The sequence below is a fragment of the Brevibacillus sp. NRS-1366 genome, from assembly GCF_050467985.1.
In genome coordinates, this window is the sequence record NZ_JBITPN010000012.1 from 18,381 (window position 1) to 34,599 (window position 16,219).

A 16,219-nucleotide genomic window follows, 5' to 3' on the forward strand; every position below is an offset into this window, starting at 1 on the left:
GATAACCTCTTTTCATATGAAAAAGTCAGTTTGACACATGTTCCGGAAGTGCCGCCAACTCTCGGTATTTGCCCTGGGAGTATAGCAACGGTTCCCCCTCAGCGAGGCGAAGATCAGTTACTTCCCCGATGAACAGGATGTGATCACCCGCCAAATGCTCATCGACGACAAGACAAGTAATGGTAGCAATTGTGTCCTTGAGCACAGGGATATCGTCTAATCTGTCAAATGACACGACAGTCTCCTCTGTCTTCTGACCGGCAAACAGAGCTGATAACTCCTGCTGGTGCTGACTTAAAATATTGACCGCATATTTTTTCGCTCGCTTGATTCGGTCATGCATGTGAGCATTTACACTAACCGAGACGAGCACCAATTTGGGCTGCAGCGAAACGGACATAAACGCGTTAGCCGTCATTCCATAGGGCTGTCCATCCAATTCCGTCGTTATGACTGTCACACCGGTAGCGAATTTCCCCATTGCATTACGAAATAAACGATCGTCCATTAACGGACCGCCTCCTCTTTCTTGACGTTAACCCACGTGTTTGTCGTCCATCCTTTAAGGTCGTAATCGGTCATCGCTTGATCTACAAACGATTTAAAGTTTGCCGATTGACCAGTGGCATCAGCCAGCTTCAGGGTCTCCAAGCGTATGTTCTCGTTATTGCCAGCGTAATTTACTTCGTACAGCTCGTGCCGACCGCCAAATTCCGTACCGATCGCATCCCAAACCAGCTTCATGAGCTTCACGCGTTCTTCCGCACCCACTCCCGATCCTCTGTAGTACTTATCCAAGTACTGGCGGATTTCCGGGTTCAGGAAGTCACTTGCACTGGACGGCAGTTGAATCAAACCACCCGCTACTACTTGCTCGAAAATGCTCTTCACCTTCAACCATACCATCGGCGCCAACACGCGATAGGCTGCCCCCGCATTTGCACTCGGAATTACGATGCCGTTCGGTCCTGGAGTCACATCGGTGCACATTGCCGTGGAGAGTGCCCAGAACGTGTTTCGCCACGCGAGCAGTTCACCAATGTTGGCTTGCACTCCTCTAAATTGGTTAGTCCCTGACATCTCAGTCGCTTTCATCAGCAAGCCAGCCATGAAGTCAAGCTTAACTGCAAAACGGGTGCAGCCATGGAGCGTAAAGCGGTGAAAGAAGCCTGTTTGTACGAAAAAGCTGTTCGTAACTTCGACATTTTTATAGGTGAGGACGTTCTCCCAAGGGATAAACACGTTATCAAGCACGATCACCGCATCATTTTCATCAAAGCGGCTTGAAAGCGGGTAATCAAATGGCGTTCCATTTTTCGCCGCTGACAATTCATAGGATTGGCGGCTGATCATCTTTAACCCAGGCGCATCCATCGGAACAAAAAAAATTAATGCATGGCTATTGTCGCCTTCCCCAAGATCGGTAGGTCCGTAGTTGGAGACAAAGTTGTAGTGCGTCAGCGCGGCAGCCGTACCCACCATTTTGGCACCGCTTACAATAATGCCGTCGTCTTTTTCGGCAACGGCGCGGACGAAAACGTCTTTATTCTCATGAAGCGGTTTGGATCGGTCAACTTGCGGATTGATGATGGTATGATTACAGAAAGGAATCTCTTTTGTCGCTTTCTCGTACCATCTCTTCGCATTCGCTTCAAAGCCTTTGTAATAATCGGCAAACGCATTTAGGTGAGCGGTAAAAGAGGCTTTGTAGTCAGGCGTTCGTCCCATATATCCGAAGCTCAACCTTGACCATTCTGCAATCGCATCTCTGGATTCCAATAGTTCCTGGGCGCTTTTAGGCGCTTTAAAAAATTTGTGGGTGATGTGTCCTTCTTCTGTCTTTGTTGTTAAAACGGCAGCTTTTTTAGGATCATGCAGCGCGTCATACATTCGTGCAATCGACCTAGCTGAGTTTTGGTATGCAGGGTGAGCGGTGACATCATCAATCTTTTCGCCGTTCAGGTAAACAACCCGCCCGTCTTTCAGACTCTCCAAGTACTCGTTGCCATTCATCATTGCCTTCAACCTCCTTCAATCATTACTCAATGGTAAAGAGTGTGAATATTGCTTGCGTCTATACTCTTATAGTAATGAACGGCATGAATCGAAACTACGACATGAAATATCCGAAAATTTGGCGTTTTTAGACATCTTTTGTTAGTCATCCTCCCTGTAACCAATGTACGTACGGGATGAAGCGGAACGATGGACCTTAAACTTTCTGATACGTTAAAAAAACCGAGCAAAAAACGCTCAAGCGTCTTAGGTCACCAATTTGCATCTGGCATTCTCTCCTCCTGATCTGCTAGAGTCATTAGTAAGGATTCAGTATAGGTCGATCGGCTATTGTAGAAAAGGAGGGCACAACCGGATGAATACCAGCCCAAATATCGTGGAGATCGCTTCTCTGATTGGAGAGCCATCCCGTGTCTCGATTCTCGTCAGCTTGTTAGGAGGCAAGGCACTGCCTGCCAGCGAATTGGCTCGCGCTGCCCGTGTGACACCCCAAACAGCCAGTACCCATCTGGCAAAGCTCGTCGAAGGCGGCCTTTTAATGAGCGAATCACATGGACGACACCGCTATTATCGCCTGGCTAGCGCCGAAGTAGCTCATGCGCTGGAGGCTCTGCTCACAATCGCTACCCCTAAGCCCGTTCGCTCTTTGCGGGAATCGGATCAATTGCGAGCAATCCGTTATGCCCGTACGTGTTACGATCATCTGGCTGGAGAAATCGGGGTCGCTTTGACACAAAAAATGATTGAGCAGCAGCTGCTTACAGTATCGGGACAAGATTTTGTATTGAATGAAGCAGGGAAGCAAAAGCTGGAGGCACTCGGTGTAGAGATTGAGAACAAGCCCAAGAGCAGACGGCGCTTTGCCAGGCAATGCCTCGACTGGAGTGAGCGGCGTCATCACCTGGCCGGCAGTCTGGGAGCTTCGCTGACCAAACGATTGTTTGAGCTAGGCTGGATCGAGCGTCTGCCAGGCGGAAGAGCGGTTCGCATTACGCCTGTAGGCGCGAGGGGGCTTTTCAGTGAATTCGGCCTCCAAATAGACAGCGGGAAGCAGCTCCGATAAAGAGTCGCTTCCCGCTTTTTCCGATTTTTACCCTTTTTCTGCATAAGGCTGTACCATTCTCCTGGGAGCAAACGTCCAGTTGACAAGGAAGATTCCCGCAAAGATAAGCAGTCCTCCCGCATACACATGCCATTTTACGACCTCGCCCAAAAGCACCCAGCCTGACAGTACCCCAAAGAACGGAGCCAGGAACAAAAAGGCACTGGTCCTGCCCGGATCGCCCTGATTCAATAAATAAAACCAGGTGGCAAATTGCACGATCGAGGCCATAATGGCAAGCCAAAGTACGATGATGATCGACGTAGGCGTAATGATCAGCTTTGGCGTCTCCAGCGTCACTCCCATGAACAACAGCAAAATGCCGCCGAAAAGCATTTGATACGCGGTCATGACCCAAACGTTGAAGCGAACCCCCCACTTTTTAATCAAAATGGTGGCTAGCGACCACGAGACGGCAGACCCGATTCCAAACAGCGTACCAATCTCCCATTGCAGATGAAAACCTAATGTAATAAATACGCCAAATAGGCCAATCAATACGCCAGCCCATTGGGAGAATCGGTAGGATGCGCCCAGAAACAGCGTTCCCCAAATGACCACCAACAGTGGATTCATAAAGGTCAGTATGGATGACTCTCCCGCTGTAATCGTCCGCAGGCTCAAAAAGATACAGCCCATGACCGCTGCTGTTTGTAAAAAACCAACCAGACATACTCGGCCCCAATCTCGCAGCGATTTCGGAAGCGGCTTTTTCCATACCCAGATCGCCATGATCAACCCGGCAAGGGTAAAACGCAGCCCAACCAAGAGCAGCGGTGAGACATAGTTCAGTCCGATTTTTCCTACTGCAAAGGATGAGCCCATCAGTGAAGTCGTAATGACGACGAGAATTCCGAACAGAATCGGATTCATTGTGTTTCCTCCATTTCAGGCAAGCCACGTGATACATATAGTTTACATGAGCAATACTTCGACGATAGCCGAAGTGTGAAAAGCTCCCTGCACAAGCTTTAGCAGAAGACGAAGAAAAAGGAGAAAGCTCTCACAGTTTGTAGAAAGATGAAGACCAGATTTTGGAGGTAAAAATATGAGAAATAATAGAACTGATACTTTAGTCTTATTTTTACCATTTGTATCCAAAAATTCTATAATTCTTACATTTATTCATTGTAAATTGCTGTCGATTACAATATTATGAATTGGATGGAAAATATTAGAACTTGAGGTGATATAATGAGTCTAAGAAAAAAAACGACTACATCTTTGATTGCTGCATCTGCTACTGTCATGATGCTTACAGCCCCAGTTTTTGCAGCATGGTCAGATGTAGAAGCAGATGCATTGGTTAGTTTTTCGAACTATTCCAATTACTACAAAATGAATGGGACATCTAAGGTAACTGCATACGGTTCTAAAGGAAGTGGAGAAGCTCTTTATAACAATATTTGGATTACGTTGGATGGCGGATCTTATTACTCTAATGATTCCCTTGGTTCAACCAATCCCTCTACGTTAAAACATACAACTGGACAACAAGGAGACGGAGCTACTTGGGGAGTCGTATCCACTGGAACGATATACCAAAATGGAGTTCCAACTACCGTCACACATAAGAACAAGCACGACAAGAGTCATCCTGGTATGTAATAAAAGGAGGATTTTATGAAAAAGAGAAAGAATATCCTTGCTGTAACGGTTTTAAGCGCTGTTGCACTGTTTTATGGTTACTCAAATCTTGAAGCAAAAGATCCACATGCAGCACAAGAAATACAACAAAAATGGGAAGTCTATGCACAAAATGAAATTAAGAAGAAATTATTAGAAACATACGCCGATGCAATTCAAGAATTCAATTTAGATGAATCACAGTACACATACAACAGTCTACGTGATGAAGAGTTTAAGGGTTTAGGAAAAAATGACTCTGTTCTATTGTACAATGAAGTATTTAAAAACGTCATAAAGGAACAGAAACAGGGGGATTTTGAACCTGGATTATTCCTTAAAAATGATTTGTCTGAAGCCGTAGTCCTTTACAAAGAATTAGAGAGTGGAACTAACCACATGTATGTATTTAAGCTAAATGATAAGGATCAATGGGCTCTGGTAGATGACGATAGTAAAAAAGGTAAAAAAGTAGAGAAAGTACAATACAAAAGTTTAAAACAATTTACAGCTGATACACTTACTCCATAAACTACAGTCGAACTTGACTTTAAGAGAAAGTCAGTAGGAATTGTCCCACTGACTTTCTCTTATTCTTTGTTGATTTTAACGTTCTGAAAAACCAGGAATTCTGCCGCATTATCTGAATGAATTTCTATTTTCGAGTAGGATTTGATATTTCTGTATTCATTTAGTGTGAGTAAGGTACTAATTTATTTGAGAAAGGATGACGTTACATCCAAAATAAAGTTATTTACAGCTTGTACTTCTCCACCATCCTGATGCCGATCCGATCCAGTAAGACAGCCACAGCCTGCCACATCCACCGCCGATACAGCGGCAAATGATTGACGTACACGGCCGTGTATTCAGGCTCGCCTACTGCTCCCCTGTCTGCTTTGAAGGCACCTACTCCAGCACTTTGGTGAAGCATCATTCCTTGGCGTTCGGCTTCTTGCACCAAGAGACTGGACAGCATACGATACAGCCCCGTCTCTTTGGGCAAAGACGTATCATAGCCAAAAAGGGGGGTCGTCATGACGCCATTGCGCTGGAAATAACCGAGGATGCCGTCCAGCCTGCCGTTTTTTTCCAATCCGATCAAGGTCAGTGTCCTCTTTTGCATCGCCAGCCTGATGAACGCAACGGTAAACTGCGGATTGTATTTGGAGTATTTATGCAGATACAAAGCGTTGTACAGCTCAACAATTCGCTGTGCATGCTCTTCCTCCAGCTCATCGTGGGACAGGATGCGGTACCCGGAGCGCGCAAGCATTTGCCGATCTCGCCTGAGCGTATTGCGGACACGCCACTTCCCCAGGGCTGGCCAATCCGGGTGAAAGAGGTAGACATAGCGACTCGGCACCATGATGTATCCCGTCTCTTTTAATCCGGCGTAAAAGTCGGGACAGAGCTTGCGACAAACAGAGCGAAACGCGATGATATGACGTGGAAAGCGCTCCACGCAAAAATGAGTGATCCGCTCCGCCTCCTCCGCACTCATCTCATGATACAGATTGGTCGACAAGAGCCAATTGTTCACAATTGCCATGCGATTGCTCTGGCTGGCTTTCATCCACAGCCCCAGCCCTGTCAGCACTACTGAAAACAGTCCCTTCCACAGCGGGGAGCCGAGCATATCCAGCTCTTCCTTGGCGTAGCTCACGTAATGGGTGTAGGGGGAGCAGACGTAGGAATTGTCATACTCTGCCTCATTCACCGTCAGCGGCATGACCCGATCATCCACTGTCAATGCCCACATCTGTGTCCGGACGTTCTGTACGTAACGATCAGGCTGGTCCGTCATCAGCGCCAGTAGATAACGGTGTGCATATTCTCCATCCTGCATCTGCTCCCACGGAATCTGGTCCAGCACAGTGCTGTCATGGACAGCGATATTCGTCCTGCTGTTCATCCAGAAAACACCTCTCGACCCGTCGTAGTTTTTTCGTCCCCAGGTTTAGCTGGTACGGCGTGAACGTGATCATCGGCAGTTGACCATGATGCTCGCGGATCATCTGCAACAAGCTGCGGTGCACCTGTTCCTGTACGATAGACTCTTGCTGGCCCCGGACCCGAAGCGATACCTCCAGCGTATATGGGCTGTGTTGTCGCACCGTATATTCCTCGATCTCATCGGAAGCTGCGATGACGGCACGTCGGATGAAATCAGGAAAAACGGATACCCAGCGCTCCTCTCGCTCATGACGGAACAAAAAGAGGTCGTCTGCCCTGCCCTCGATCCGCTCCAATGCCAGAAAGAGGGAGCCGCAGGGGCACGCCGAGCGCTTTTCGGTCAAGATGTCATTCAATCGGTAGCGAATGATCGGTTGGGTGACCCGGGAGAAATCAGTCAGGATTGGAAAAAATCGATCTCTGCGCTCATCGAGATACTCCTTTTCCATCACGACCAGATCTTCATTCACATGCAGCGTGCCATGAGAGCAGGTCACTGCCAGCAGCCCTTCGGTGCACTGATAGATTTGGTGCACAATCTGACCGAACACCTCGCGGATATAGGCTTCATCCAATGGGTCCAGCACTTCGGCTACTGAAATGATTCTGACCGGTGCCACCCGCAATCTCCCCTGTCTCTGCGCAGTTGCCAAGAGCCTCAGCATGGAGGCTGGTGCAACCAGCACCGTAGGCTGATAATCGTTCAGATGACCCAAATGCTCCTCTAGCGGTGTCAACAGATCAAAGAAGGAGAAGCGGATGCGCCGTCTGTTTACAGCTGTATAAAGATTGCTGTTTGCCCGCAGAAAAAAGGCGATCCGGTGCTTCTCCCACAACGGTCCAGGAAGTGCTTTGGCAAGGATTGCTCCCGCCCACTTCGCCTGCTCTTTTGGCCCTACCAGAAACAGTCCGCGATTGCCAGACGTCCCTGAGGACAAGCCTACCGTTACAGTGCCTATCTGCGGAGTGAAATCTCTCGTCGTCTCCGCTTGCAAGGCAACGCGAAACGCCTCTGCTTTCGTGATCCCGAGCGTGTTCAGCTCATCAAAATGCGCCATCATCAGCTTTTTATCAATCGGCTCCATGCTTCTCCAGTCGCCCAGCTGAAGCGACCCCATTCTTTTCTGGTAAAAGGGAGAGTGGGGCAGCACACGGCGCAGCATCGCCCTGACCTTGGCTTCTTGCCACCGCTCAAGCTGCGCCCGCGAGAAAAACCGCTTGCCCAACCACTTGGTCCTGATGTATTGCGAAAGCAGTGTCATGATCTCCATCCGAACTCTCCCTTGGACATATGCCATACCTCTTCGCAATGTGTCGGCAGGATCCGCAAATCCTCACGCCGGCGGGACAACAGGTGCAGATTATACAAGTTCTCGCGATACGCCTTTTGATCAGCCATGATGAGTCTGGCGAGCGGATGCGGCAGCAGATGCTCGCGATAGGCCTTGCTGGACCAAGCGGCATCCGCACAGAGAAAGATGTCCCCGTGATCACGATCGCGCAAAAACAGTCCAAACTGCCCCAGAGCATGTCCGCCAAGGTCGACGAGCAAAAGACTCTGATCGCCAAACAAATCGTATGCGTCTTTATAGGGCCTATACGCTTCCGGCAAAGCCACAGGCTCGGTGCCATCGACAAAGGTTACACGCTGTTCGAAATCATCCGGCATCAAATCTGGCAAGTACCCTTCGCGCAGAGCTGCCCAGCCTGTCTTTCCCTGGACATGCTCATAGGCTGTTTGAAAGCAGTAAAGCTCTGCCAGAGGAAAATCTCGCAAACCACCGATATGATCGCCATGAAAATGAGAGATCAGGATGCCCTTCACCTGATCTGGTGCTATCCCCTGTGCTACTAGCTGCGTCCGAACGCTTTGACCGGCATCCGTCGCCACAGGCGTGATTTTGCCGTAGAGCGAGTACGGAAAAGCACTCGTAGCATCAAAAAAGCGCGGAGAATAGCCGGTGTCGAAAAGCAAGAGGCCATGGACCGGATGCTCGATAAGACCGGCCAAGGCGTGAAACAAAATGTTTTTCAGCCTTCCCCCTTTTCGCGAAAACAGCTCTAGCTGTCGACAATACCCCGTATCGAGCAACGTCAGTTTAACGTCCATTTTGCAACCCCCACCAATCCGCAAACGCGTCAATCCCCTCAGTTATACTGACACGCGGACGATAGCCGAGCGCTTCACGCGCCTTGGTGATGTCCAGCGTCTGCGACTTCGCCAGCACCCCGACCGAATAGCGTGTCAATACTGGCTCGCGATTGCCCAATAGCGTACGAGAGGCAGTTTCCAGCACCCAGGCAGCGGAATACGCCTGCCAATAGGGCAGCTCCTTTGTACGCAGCGGCATATCCAAGCGCTCGAACACTCTCGTTAATATGTCGATAAGCGTGACGGGCTCTCCGTTTGTAATGTTGTAGGCGTGACCGAGTGTATGTGTAGGTGAATCCATGCACAGAAGCAGCGCATCCACGACATTTTCTATGTACGTCAAATCAATGACAGCCTTGCCGCCGCCAATCAATGGAACGTACTTTTTCTCATTCGCCCGGATCAGTCGAGGCAGGATGGTGTTGTCACCTGGTCCAAACAGAGCGCGGGGACGGATCGTGATCGTTGGCAGACCGGAAAGAAACGCCTTGTCTACTTCAAGCTCTGCCAAATATTTGGTATGGGCGTATGTATTGGCAAAGCGAGCAGGCAGCAGATCGCTCTCCTGAATTCCTTGGCGGTCGTCAAATGCAAAGTAAATGCTCGGGGTGGATACGTGAATCAACCGCTCGATTCCGAATTTCATGCTGCCTTCGATGAGATGGATGGTTCCGCTCACATTGGTCGCATACATATCGCGAAAAGTCCCCCAGGGGGAAGAAAATGCCGCCGCATGATGTACGATCTCCTGATTTCGGCACGCCTCGATCATCGCGTCTCTGTCCCTGACATCAGCCTGGACAAAGCGAATGCCTTTTTTTTGTAATTCGTGACCGATCCGTTGGTCTCGTCCTAAAACGGTCACCTCATGGCCTTGATCATGCAGCCTAATCGCCAGCTTTTGACCGAGAAAGCCAGTTCCTCCCGTCACTAGTACACGTTTACTCATGTTCTTCTTCACATCCTTTTGCTGGGCAGCAGCCTCTCCGCTGGCAACGTCTCCCCATTCCATTCAATATCACTTGTGCTGCATTCGATCATGCTCTTCCCCGTACGGATGCTCTGCCAAGCCAGATCGGCCAGCATCCCGAATTGCGCTGCGAACGGCCGCGGATCATCATAGGTAAATACTGCATCGCGTGCAGAAAAGAAATCGCGTCCCCAGCGCTTCATACCGTTCCAATCTTTGATGCCGCCCAGCCCGTATGTCAGCATCGCCATCCCCAGCATGGATTTTGCGGTTGGTTTGGGCACCATTACCTCTGATCCGCTCTGAAAAAAAGCGTTCGCGGCATCTAATTGCCCTCTGAAGAGATGAATCCCGCTAGTGAGACGCGGATTGCACTCAATGACATACAGCTCTCCACTCTTGTTCTCCATCAGGTCAAAAGCGATCTGTCCGCTGAAGCGGTGCTGCTCCACAAATCTGCAAACAAATTCTTTGATCCGCGGATGATTGGCATAGGCAAAATAGATCGATGCCCCTTGCCCTGCGGTATGCGTCGCTCTGTAATCGGCATACAGAGCCAGCTTGCCTTTGTGTGCGACGGCATAGCTGCATAGCTGGCGCCCGTCTATGTACTCTTGGACGAGCCACGGCTGCTGTGCGGAGGGAACTGGCAGCGGATGCTTGGCCGCTGAAACGGGATCAGCTACGATACGAACGTGGGCCGAAAATCGAGAAAAAACGGGCTTGATAACAACAGGTCCGCTCGCCTCGCGCAAGGCTTCTCTCAGCTCCTCTGGCGATTGTGTCCGAATCGTCTGAGGAACTATAGCACCCGCATCACGCGCCAATTTCCCGAACAACCATTTATCGTGCAGGGTGCGCAGGACATCGATTCCTTCTGCCAGCACCTCCCCATAGGAAAGCAAGCGTTCCAAGCCGTTGGACACATAGAAAATTTCCTCACAGGTAGGGATGAGCAAATTCGCTTTCTCTTTGCTCATGATCTCGCACAAAGCACGTACATACGCTTCCGGCTGCTCCCGAGGCGGTGGAACCTGATACACGCTATCAACATAGCGAGAGCGTGCACACAGATGTCTGCGCGTGCTCTCTGCCACGATGACACGGTGACCCGCCGCCCCGATTAGTCGCACCAGTTCCAGGGTTGCAGGTGCCCGCCCTCCTGTCAGCACAACCGTTTTCCCGCCTGCTTGGCTAATATTCAAGGATGATCCCTCCGAGAGACAGTCCCGCTGATGTTCCCAACATGAGCAGGCGATCTCCCCTGGCAATCCGCTTTTGCTGGATCGCTTCATGCAGGGCCATCGGGATGGAAGCCGCGATCACATTCCCATGGTTTGCGAGGATGTTGACCATTTGCGTCTCGGAGAAGCTGAGCTTGCTGGCTATGATGCGCATCGCCATCCCGCTCGCTTGATGAGGGATGACTGCCTTTAGCTCATCCTTTTTCAATGAAACTGACGACAGCAGGCGATCGACGAAGTCCGTAATCTTTTGTGACGTCAGACGAAATATTTTCCGGCCATCCATATCGAACGCGAAATCGGCTTCTCTTCCTTTGGCATATTGACTGGGGTGAAGCATGGTTCCGCCGCCCCTGATCTCTGAATAGTGGGCCCCTTCGCTGAAGGTCCGCATAGACGATCCCAAGATGCGGGATGTCTCAGTACCTGTCGTCCGGCTGATCACGACTGCGGCAGCTCCGTCTCCGAACAACACACTGCTTTCTTTTTGCTGCCAGTTCAGTCCCACTGAAGCAATTTCGGTCGAAACGATCAGGACACGCTCATATATCCCCAGCGCCATGGAGCAGGAAATGACATCCAGCGCCGTCACGAAGCTCAGGCATGTAGAGTTGATGTCAAAGCAAGGAATACCAGATCGGGTGAGCTTCAGCTCCTCCTGAATCAAAGCCGCTGTACAAGGAATCTCCTGTTGGGCTGTCCCACTGGCACACACTAGGCAATCTATGTCATGCATGGACAATCCCGCAGTTTCCAGTGCGCGCTTGGCAGCGATTGCGCCCATTTGTGACGCTGTTTCATTCGTCACATAATGTCTTGTGCTCACTCCTGATTTCTTCTCTACCCATCCTGCTGGAAGTCCGAGTCGTGAATCCAGCTCGGCGGCTGTTACCTGGCGTTTGGGCAAGTATTTTCCCGTCCCCAGGATTTTTATTCTTCTCTCCATGAGTTGCTTCTCCTTTTGTCCGTTCGTCTCTCCCACCTTATTCGACTGCTGCCTTTCATTTTACCGATAAATACCATGATTTGGGGATAGGGATTATGGATTAGAAAACCTGGCTACGCCATGCCTTTTGGCGGAGCCGCGGTTGCCCTTATACTGGATAGGGATTTTATAAATTCCTATCTGTACGAAAAAAACTACCTCCTGCCCGATCGGCAAAAGATAGTCGCTTATGTGAGTATGACGTTTATTTACCCTTTTCGTTTCCCCCACGGCTTCAAAACCGATAAACAAAAAATGGCCGCGAGCGAGATAATCTGCAGGATAATCCCTGTCCACATGGCTCCCAAGCCTTCCCCCGGCGGCAGCGTACGGGCAGGCAATGTCCACATGAACATCCCGATTGGTCCCAGCACAATAGCAACCAGGGTTAACCATTCTTTCGCAATGATCCAATAATAGCGAAACAAGCCCCAATGCGTCCAGACAGAGAGCAGCACTCCCGTCACAATCGTCCCTATCGTGGAGGCTCGCACGCTCGTTTTTGAAAGTACATGCATGGCTGTGTAGCAGGCAGAAAATACGCTCGCATCCGTCGTGTTTGCAGCAACGATACTCAATACCAGAAAGATGACTGCGCCGCCGAGCATAATCGAAGAAAAGAGCAAATGGACGAGCAGGAGCCATTTTTTCTGCAGCATGCCAAGCTTGCTCATGGCTATTTCACCTCATCTGTCGGTTTGCAAGAAGCTAGAGTTGAAACCGATACCCAACTCCCCAAACGGTTTCAATGTATTGCGGCTTGGATGGATCCTTTTCTATTTTTTCTCGTAGCTTGCTAATATGGACGGTCACCGTCGCAATATCTCCCAGAGAGTCCAGCCCCCAAATTTTCTCGAACAGCTCATTTTTGCTAAATACCCAATTCGGGTGCGTAGCCAAGAACAGGAGAAGGTCGTATTCTTTGGAGGTGAACACGATTTCTTCCCCATTGACGTACACCTTTCTCGCCAGCTTGTCGATGCGTATCCCGCGGATGCGAATTTCATCCTTTGGCATTCGCCGACCATTCTCCGCGACGAGACGATCATAGCGAGCCAGATGAGCTTTGACTCTCGCTACCAATTCGCCCAGGCTAAACGGCTTGCTGATGTGGTCATCCGCGCCGAGGCCCAGACCGCGAATTTTATCGACGTCTTCTTTTTTGGCCGAGACCAGCAGAATTGGGATATTTTTGGCCATACGCACCTGCCTGCAAATTTCAAATCCATCGATCTTTGGCAGCATCAAGTCCAGGATGAGTAGGTCATACTCCTCCTGCATCGCCTTTTTCAAGCCCGTATCCCCGGAACATGCAACATCGACCGCATACCCGCTTGCTTCCAAATAATCTTTTTCTACCTCGGCAATGACGGCATCATCTTCAATAATTAGAATGTGCTTTATTTTGACCCACCTCCGGACTTCTCTGGATAGGGCAAGGTAAAACGGATACTCGTCCCGCTCCCTTTTTCACTGTCTGCCCATATCTTGCCGCCTTGACCTTCCACCATCTGCTTCGCGATGGCAAGTCCCAGTCCACCCCCGCCGATCGACGTACTGCGTGCAGGGTCTACTCGATAAAACCGATCAAAAATGTGGGGAAGCGCCTTTGCGTCAATACCTGCCCCATTATCTGTCAGGGTAATCATAACCTCGTGTGCCCCTGCACTTACCTGTAGGCGAATGATTTTCTCTACCTTGTCCATGTACTTCAAGCTGTTGTCGACGATGTTCATCAATACGCGGTGAAGCTTTTCCCGATCACCGATGACCACCATGGATTTCTTGCCGGGAATGGAAAAGACAATCTGTACACCCTCCATACGCGGGTCTAGGCGCAGCTCCTCTACAAAGAGAGACAAATATTCAGTGATATCCACTGCCTCGAGTTGAAACGGGAGTTTGTTTACATCCAGCCGCGAAAATAAAAACAGTTCGTCAATCAGGCGATCCATCTGATCCGATTTGATCGCGATCATTTTCATATATTTTTCCCGCTTTTCCTCTGTATCCGTGATCCCATCGAGCATCGCCTCAACACACGCCTTGATGCCGGTAATCGGGGTTTTCAGGTCGTGGGAGATGCTGGAAACCAATTGCTTGCGATTGTCTTCATACTGAAGCTGCAGACGGATGGATTCGTACAGTCTGACGCGCATTTCCTCAAATGCTGCTCCCAGCTCCCCCAGCTCGTCATTTCGCTTGAGCAAAACTGGTTGCTCCAGATTGCCCTCCTTGATTTCGTTCGCCGCCTGCTTGAGAGCATACAACGGTCTGATGATGCTGCGCGAAACGAGATAGGTCAACACGCCATTCGTCAAGGCCACGATGACAAGCAAGCTGATGAGCATCGACACAAAGAAAGAGATGCCGGATACAAAAGGCTGAGTAGAATCCGCGAGAAAATAAAGAGTTCCCCTACTCTGATCAGGAAAAGTAAATTCGGATGTTTCGATAGTGTAGCCATTTTTTAGCTTCTGCTGCCAGCTGTACCTGCTCCCCTCTGGCAAAGCAGCCTTCATATAAAGAGGCAAATCAGCCTTGTCGATCGATTTGGAGGCGAACAGTACACTTCCGTTTTTTGCGACAATCAGCGCTGCACCCAATTGGTTCAACTGTGCATCCGTCTCAGCCAGCAGGTCTTCTTTTTGTAATTGGGCAGCGTCGTATTTGGCCATGAAGGCGACACCTGCGAACAACTCGTCGCGCTTTGTCAGCACCTCCCGGAAAAACGGCTTCCCCGGTTCTTTTCCATGACTGAACTGGTCTCCAAAAAAATAAGGAGCCAAAAAAGATGCCACCAGTCCGAATGTAACGACAGGAACGACAATCATGGCGATATAGGATAGTAAAAGTCTTGTTTTGATCGACATGGTTGATCCTCCCCGTCGCTGTCAATTGTTGGTTTCCTTATACTATAGCGGATAATGGGAGCTTATTGCGAGACAGGCTGGTTCCATCCGTCTTTTTTCCATCTGCTCTTCATTTCCTCACGGGAGATTTTCTCTACCTGCTTGCCTGTTAAATCAATCGAATCAGGAGTCGTCGCTGCTAGATCCGACAGACGGATATCGAGAGAAAGGAGAAGCGCGTGTTGCTCGCCAGACGCATCTACCCCCGATACATGCACCTCGGCAGCTTGTCGTTCAATCCGATTCTGCTCGTCAATCGTGGCCTGCAGCAAGATTTGATCTACCTGGAAATGCTCCTCTAAGTTCGGCAGCTTGACGGCAATTCCTTTCTCAGAAGCAGCTGCAGCTTGACTGCGTTCTGTCAGTTTTGAATAAAGAGTCGGACCCATGACTTTTACAAACGCCGGCATTTGCTCTTCGGATAGCTCGAGTGAAGCCCGCTTGCGCCCATCCGGCAAATTTTCTACGGTCGTCCATTTATCCATATTGCCAAACAGCGGCTTGAACAGGTGATTTACCATGGCAGGAGGACGGTCCTCGCTATTCTTGGAAAATTTATGCCCCCAGTCCATTGTTTCCATGACCTGATAAATGTCACTGTCCCCTTTTTTAACGATCACTTGATCTGGCTCACGAAATGCTTGGAGGCTCCCCTCTCCTTTTGCACCTGTATAGGTGGCTTCCAGGCTCGCCATTTTCTCATCGTGGTTGACCTTTGCCACTCCATCTAATGTGAGCAGCTTCGTACCGTTGTCCGTTAGCTCGAGATGGGCGTTTGCCGTCATGCTCTTTGCTTCTTTCGTCTGATTCAGAGCCGATTTGTACACTTCAAGTCCTGCGTTTTCCGCACTCGCTGATACGCCTATTCCCCAAACCAATGCGCCACTGATCCCTACTGATAATCCGATAGCCAGCCATTTTTTTCGCAATGTTCATCCCTCCTGTTTATATGGAAAGCAACTGAATTTACTTTCTCTACAGGTGATGATAGCGGGGAGGTCTTAAGGCTCTCTAAATCAAATCTAAAAAAAGTGTAAAAAACACGTGGAGGACAGCTATGGTGGAAGAGAAAAAAGGAGAAAACGCTCCAGCTTCTTGGGTCACCTTCTTGGGGACATCCCTGTCCGGCTCCACTCCAAAAGCGAAACCGCGTCCAAAGTAGCCGATTCATGAAGCTTCTCAGAGGTGGACGCTAAAAGCGTGTTTCTCTTTTTCCGTTGCGCCTCGGCTGGTGCCCCAAAGATCTTTCGCTTATT

The 16,219-nt window shown here is 49.7% G+C and carries 16 protein-coding genes; 3 read left to right on the plus strand and 13 right to left on the minus strand.

Translation table 11 applies throughout. The features are described from left to right. Window positions 1-25: 25 nt before the first annotated feature. Window positions 26-508 carry a flavin reductase family protein gene (locus ACIFQN_RS06815; RefSeq protein WP_429832303.1) on the minus strand — a complete coding sequence of 161 codons (483 nt, stop codon included), beginning with the start codon at window positions 506-508 and terminating at the stop codon, window positions 26-28. Beyond that, window positions 508-2,016, minus strand: a complete 1,509-nt coding sequence (locus tag ACIFQN_RS06820) for a 4-hydroxyphenylacetate 3-hydroxylase family protein (RefSeq protein WP_429832304.1) — start codon at window positions 2,014-2,016, stop codon at window positions 508-510. The genes ACIFQN_RS06815 and ACIFQN_RS06820 overlap by 1 nt, the downstream gene beginning before the upstream one ends. A gap of 355 nt (window positions 2,017-2,371) precedes the next feature. Between ACIFQN_RS06820 and ACIFQN_RS06825 the strand changes: the two genes are divergently transcribed. After that, window positions 2,372-3,079, plus strand: coding sequence for an ArsR/SmtB family transcription factor (locus ACIFQN_RS06825; protein WP_429832305.1), 708 nt, complete (start codon window positions 2,372-2,374; stop codon window positions 3,077-3,079). Window positions 3,080-3,106: 27 nt separating this feature from the next. On the opposite strand, the gene ACIFQN_RS06830 is transcribed toward ACIFQN_RS06825, so the two are convergent. Continuing rightward, window positions 3,107-3,991, minus strand: a complete 885-nt coding sequence (locus ACIFQN_RS06830; RefSeq protein ID WP_429832306.1) for a DMT family transporter — start codon at window positions 3,989-3,991, stop codon at window positions 3,107-3,109. Window positions 3,992-4,312: 321 nt separating this feature from the next. Between ACIFQN_RS06830 and ACIFQN_RS06835 the strand changes: the two genes are divergently transcribed. Both ACIFQN_RS06835 and ACIFQN_RS06840 read left to right on the plus strand, forming a co-directional pair. Next, complete coding sequence (locus tag ACIFQN_RS06835; protein ID WP_429832307.1) at window positions 4,313-4,726, plus strand: hypothetical protein; 414 nt, start codon at window positions 4,313-4,315, stop codon at window positions 4,724-4,726. 15 nt (window positions 4,727-4,741) lie between these two features. Then, the gene (locus ACIFQN_RS06840; RefSeq protein WP_429832308.1) at window positions 4,742-5,275 is read left to right on the plus strand and encodes a hypothetical protein; all 534 of its coding nucleotides are present in this window, start codon (window positions 4,742-4,744) and stop codon (window positions 5,273-5,275) included. Window positions 5,276-5,498: 223 nt separating this feature from the next. Here ACIFQN_RS06840 and ACIFQN_RS06845 read toward each other — a convergent pair whose 3' ends face one another. From ACIFQN_RS06845 to ACIFQN_RS06890, 10 genes are all read right to left on the minus strand, one after another. Beyond that, window positions 5,499-6,659 (minus strand): GNAT family N-acetyltransferase, encoded by a 1,161-nt coding sequence (locus tag ACIFQN_RS06845; protein ID WP_429832309.1) that lies wholly within the window; start codon window positions 6,657-6,659, stop codon window positions 5,499-5,501. Further along, window positions 6,628-7,971 carry a F390 synthetase-related protein gene (locus ACIFQN_RS06850; protein WP_429832311.1) on the minus strand — a complete coding sequence of 448 codons (1,344 nt, stop codon included), beginning with the start codon at window positions 7,969-7,971 and terminating at the stop codon, window positions 6,628-6,630. The genes ACIFQN_RS06845 and ACIFQN_RS06850 overlap by 32 nt, the downstream gene beginning before the upstream one ends. Continuing rightward, complete coding sequence (locus ACIFQN_RS06855) at window positions 7,959-8,810, minus strand: MBL fold metallo-hydrolase (protein WP_429832312.1); 852 nt, start codon at window positions 8,808-8,810, stop codon at window positions 7,959-7,961. Before ACIFQN_RS06855 ends, ACIFQN_RS06850 begins: the two co-directional genes overlap by 13 nt. Further along, entirely contained in the window at window positions 8,800-9,801 is a 1,002-nt protein-coding gene (locus ACIFQN_RS06860) for an NAD-dependent epimerase/dehydratase family protein (protein WP_429832313.1), read from the minus strand. Before ACIFQN_RS06860 ends, ACIFQN_RS06855 begins: the two co-directional genes overlap by 11 nt. An 8-nt stretch (window positions 9,802-9,809) precedes the next feature. After that, complete coding sequence (locus ACIFQN_RS06865) at window positions 9,810-11,027, minus strand: ATP-grasp domain-containing protein (protein ID WP_429832314.1); 1,218 nt, start codon at window positions 11,025-11,027, stop codon at window positions 9,810-9,812. Next, window positions 11,017-12,012 (minus strand): beta-ketoacyl-ACP synthase III, encoded by a 996-nt coding sequence (locus ACIFQN_RS06870; protein WP_429832315.1) that lies wholly within the window; start codon window positions 12,010-12,012, stop codon window positions 11,017-11,019. The genes ACIFQN_RS06865 and ACIFQN_RS06870 overlap by 11 nt, the downstream gene beginning before the upstream one ends. Before the next feature lie 248 nt (window positions 12,013-12,260). After that, window positions 12,261-12,725, minus strand: coding sequence for a hypothetical protein (locus tag ACIFQN_RS06875; protein WP_429832316.1), 465 nt, complete (start codon window positions 12,723-12,725; stop codon window positions 12,261-12,263). Window positions 12,726-12,759: 34 nt separating this feature from the next. Continuing rightward, window positions 12,760-13,455 carry a response regulator transcription factor gene (locus tag ACIFQN_RS06880; protein ID WP_429832319.1) on the minus strand — a complete coding sequence of 232 codons (696 nt, stop codon included), beginning with the start codon at window positions 13,453-13,455 and terminating at the stop codon, window positions 12,760-12,762. Next, a complete protein-coding gene (locus ACIFQN_RS06885; protein ID WP_429832317.1) occupies window positions 13,452-14,924 on the minus strand; it encodes a sensor histidine kinase in 1,473 nt (490 codons plus the stop codon). The genes ACIFQN_RS06880 and ACIFQN_RS06885 overlap by 4 nt, the downstream gene beginning before the upstream one ends. Before the next feature lie 62 nt (window positions 14,925-14,986). Then, window positions 14,987-15,892 carry a hypothetical protein gene (locus ACIFQN_RS06890; RefSeq protein WP_429832318.1) on the minus strand — a complete coding sequence of 302 codons (906 nt, stop codon included), beginning with the start codon at window positions 15,890-15,892 and terminating at the stop codon, window positions 14,987-14,989. Window positions 15,893-16,219: the final 327 nt, after the last annotated feature.

Excerpts from the sequence above, each read along its gene's own strand:
- ACIFQN_RS06870 (WP_429832315.1), bottom strand. The coding sequence starts at position 12,012 with ATGGAGAGAAGAATAAAAATCCTGGGGACGGGAAAATACTTGCCCAAA.
- ACIFQN_RS06875 (WP_429832316.1), bottom strand. The coding sequence starts at position 12,725 with ATGAGCAAGCTTGGCATGCTGCAGAAAAAATGGCTCCTGCTCGTCCAT.
- ACIFQN_RS06815 (WP_429832303.1), bottom strand. The coding sequence starts at position 508 with ATGGACGATCGTTTATTTCGTAATGCAATGGGGAAATTCGCTACCGGT.
- ACIFQN_RS06835 (WP_429832307.1), top strand. The coding sequence starts at position 4,313 with ATGAGTCTAAGAAAAAAAACGACTACATCTTTGATTGCTGCATCTGCT.
- ACIFQN_RS06840 (WP_429832308.1), top strand. The coding sequence starts at position 4,742 with ATGAAAAAGAGAAAGAATATCCTTGCTGTAACGGTTTTAAGCGCTGTT.
- ACIFQN_RS06825 (WP_429832305.1), top strand. The coding sequence starts at position 2,372 with ATGAATACCAGCCCAAATATCGTGGAGATCGCTTCTCTGATTGGAGAG.
- ACIFQN_RS06860 (WP_429832313.1), bottom strand. The coding sequence starts at position 9,801 with ATGAGTAAACGTGTACTAGTGACGGGAGGAACTGGCTTTCTCGGTCAA.
- ACIFQN_RS06885 (WP_429832317.1), bottom strand. The coding sequence starts at position 14,924 with ATGTCGATCAAAACAAGACTTTTACTATCCTATATCGCCATGATTGTC.
- ACIFQN_RS06850 (WP_429832311.1), bottom strand. The coding sequence starts at position 7,971 with ATGGAGATCATGACACTGCTTTCGCAATACATCAGGACCAAGTGGTTG.
- ACIFQN_RS06830 (WP_429832306.1), bottom strand. The coding sequence starts at position 3,991 with ATGAATCCGATTCTGTTCGGAATTCTCGTCGTCATTACGACTTCACTG.
- ACIFQN_RS06820 (WP_429832304.1), bottom strand. The coding sequence starts at position 2,016 with ATGATGAATGGCAACGAGTACTTGGAGAGTCTGAAAGACGGGCGGGTT.
- ACIFQN_RS06845 (WP_429832309.1), bottom strand. The coding sequence starts at position 6,659 with ATGAACAGCAGGACGAATATCGCTGTCCATGACAGCACTGTGCTGGAC.
- ACIFQN_RS06855 (WP_429832312.1), bottom strand. The coding sequence starts at position 8,810 with ATGGACGTTAAACTGACGTTGCTCGATACGGGGTATTGTCGACAGCTA.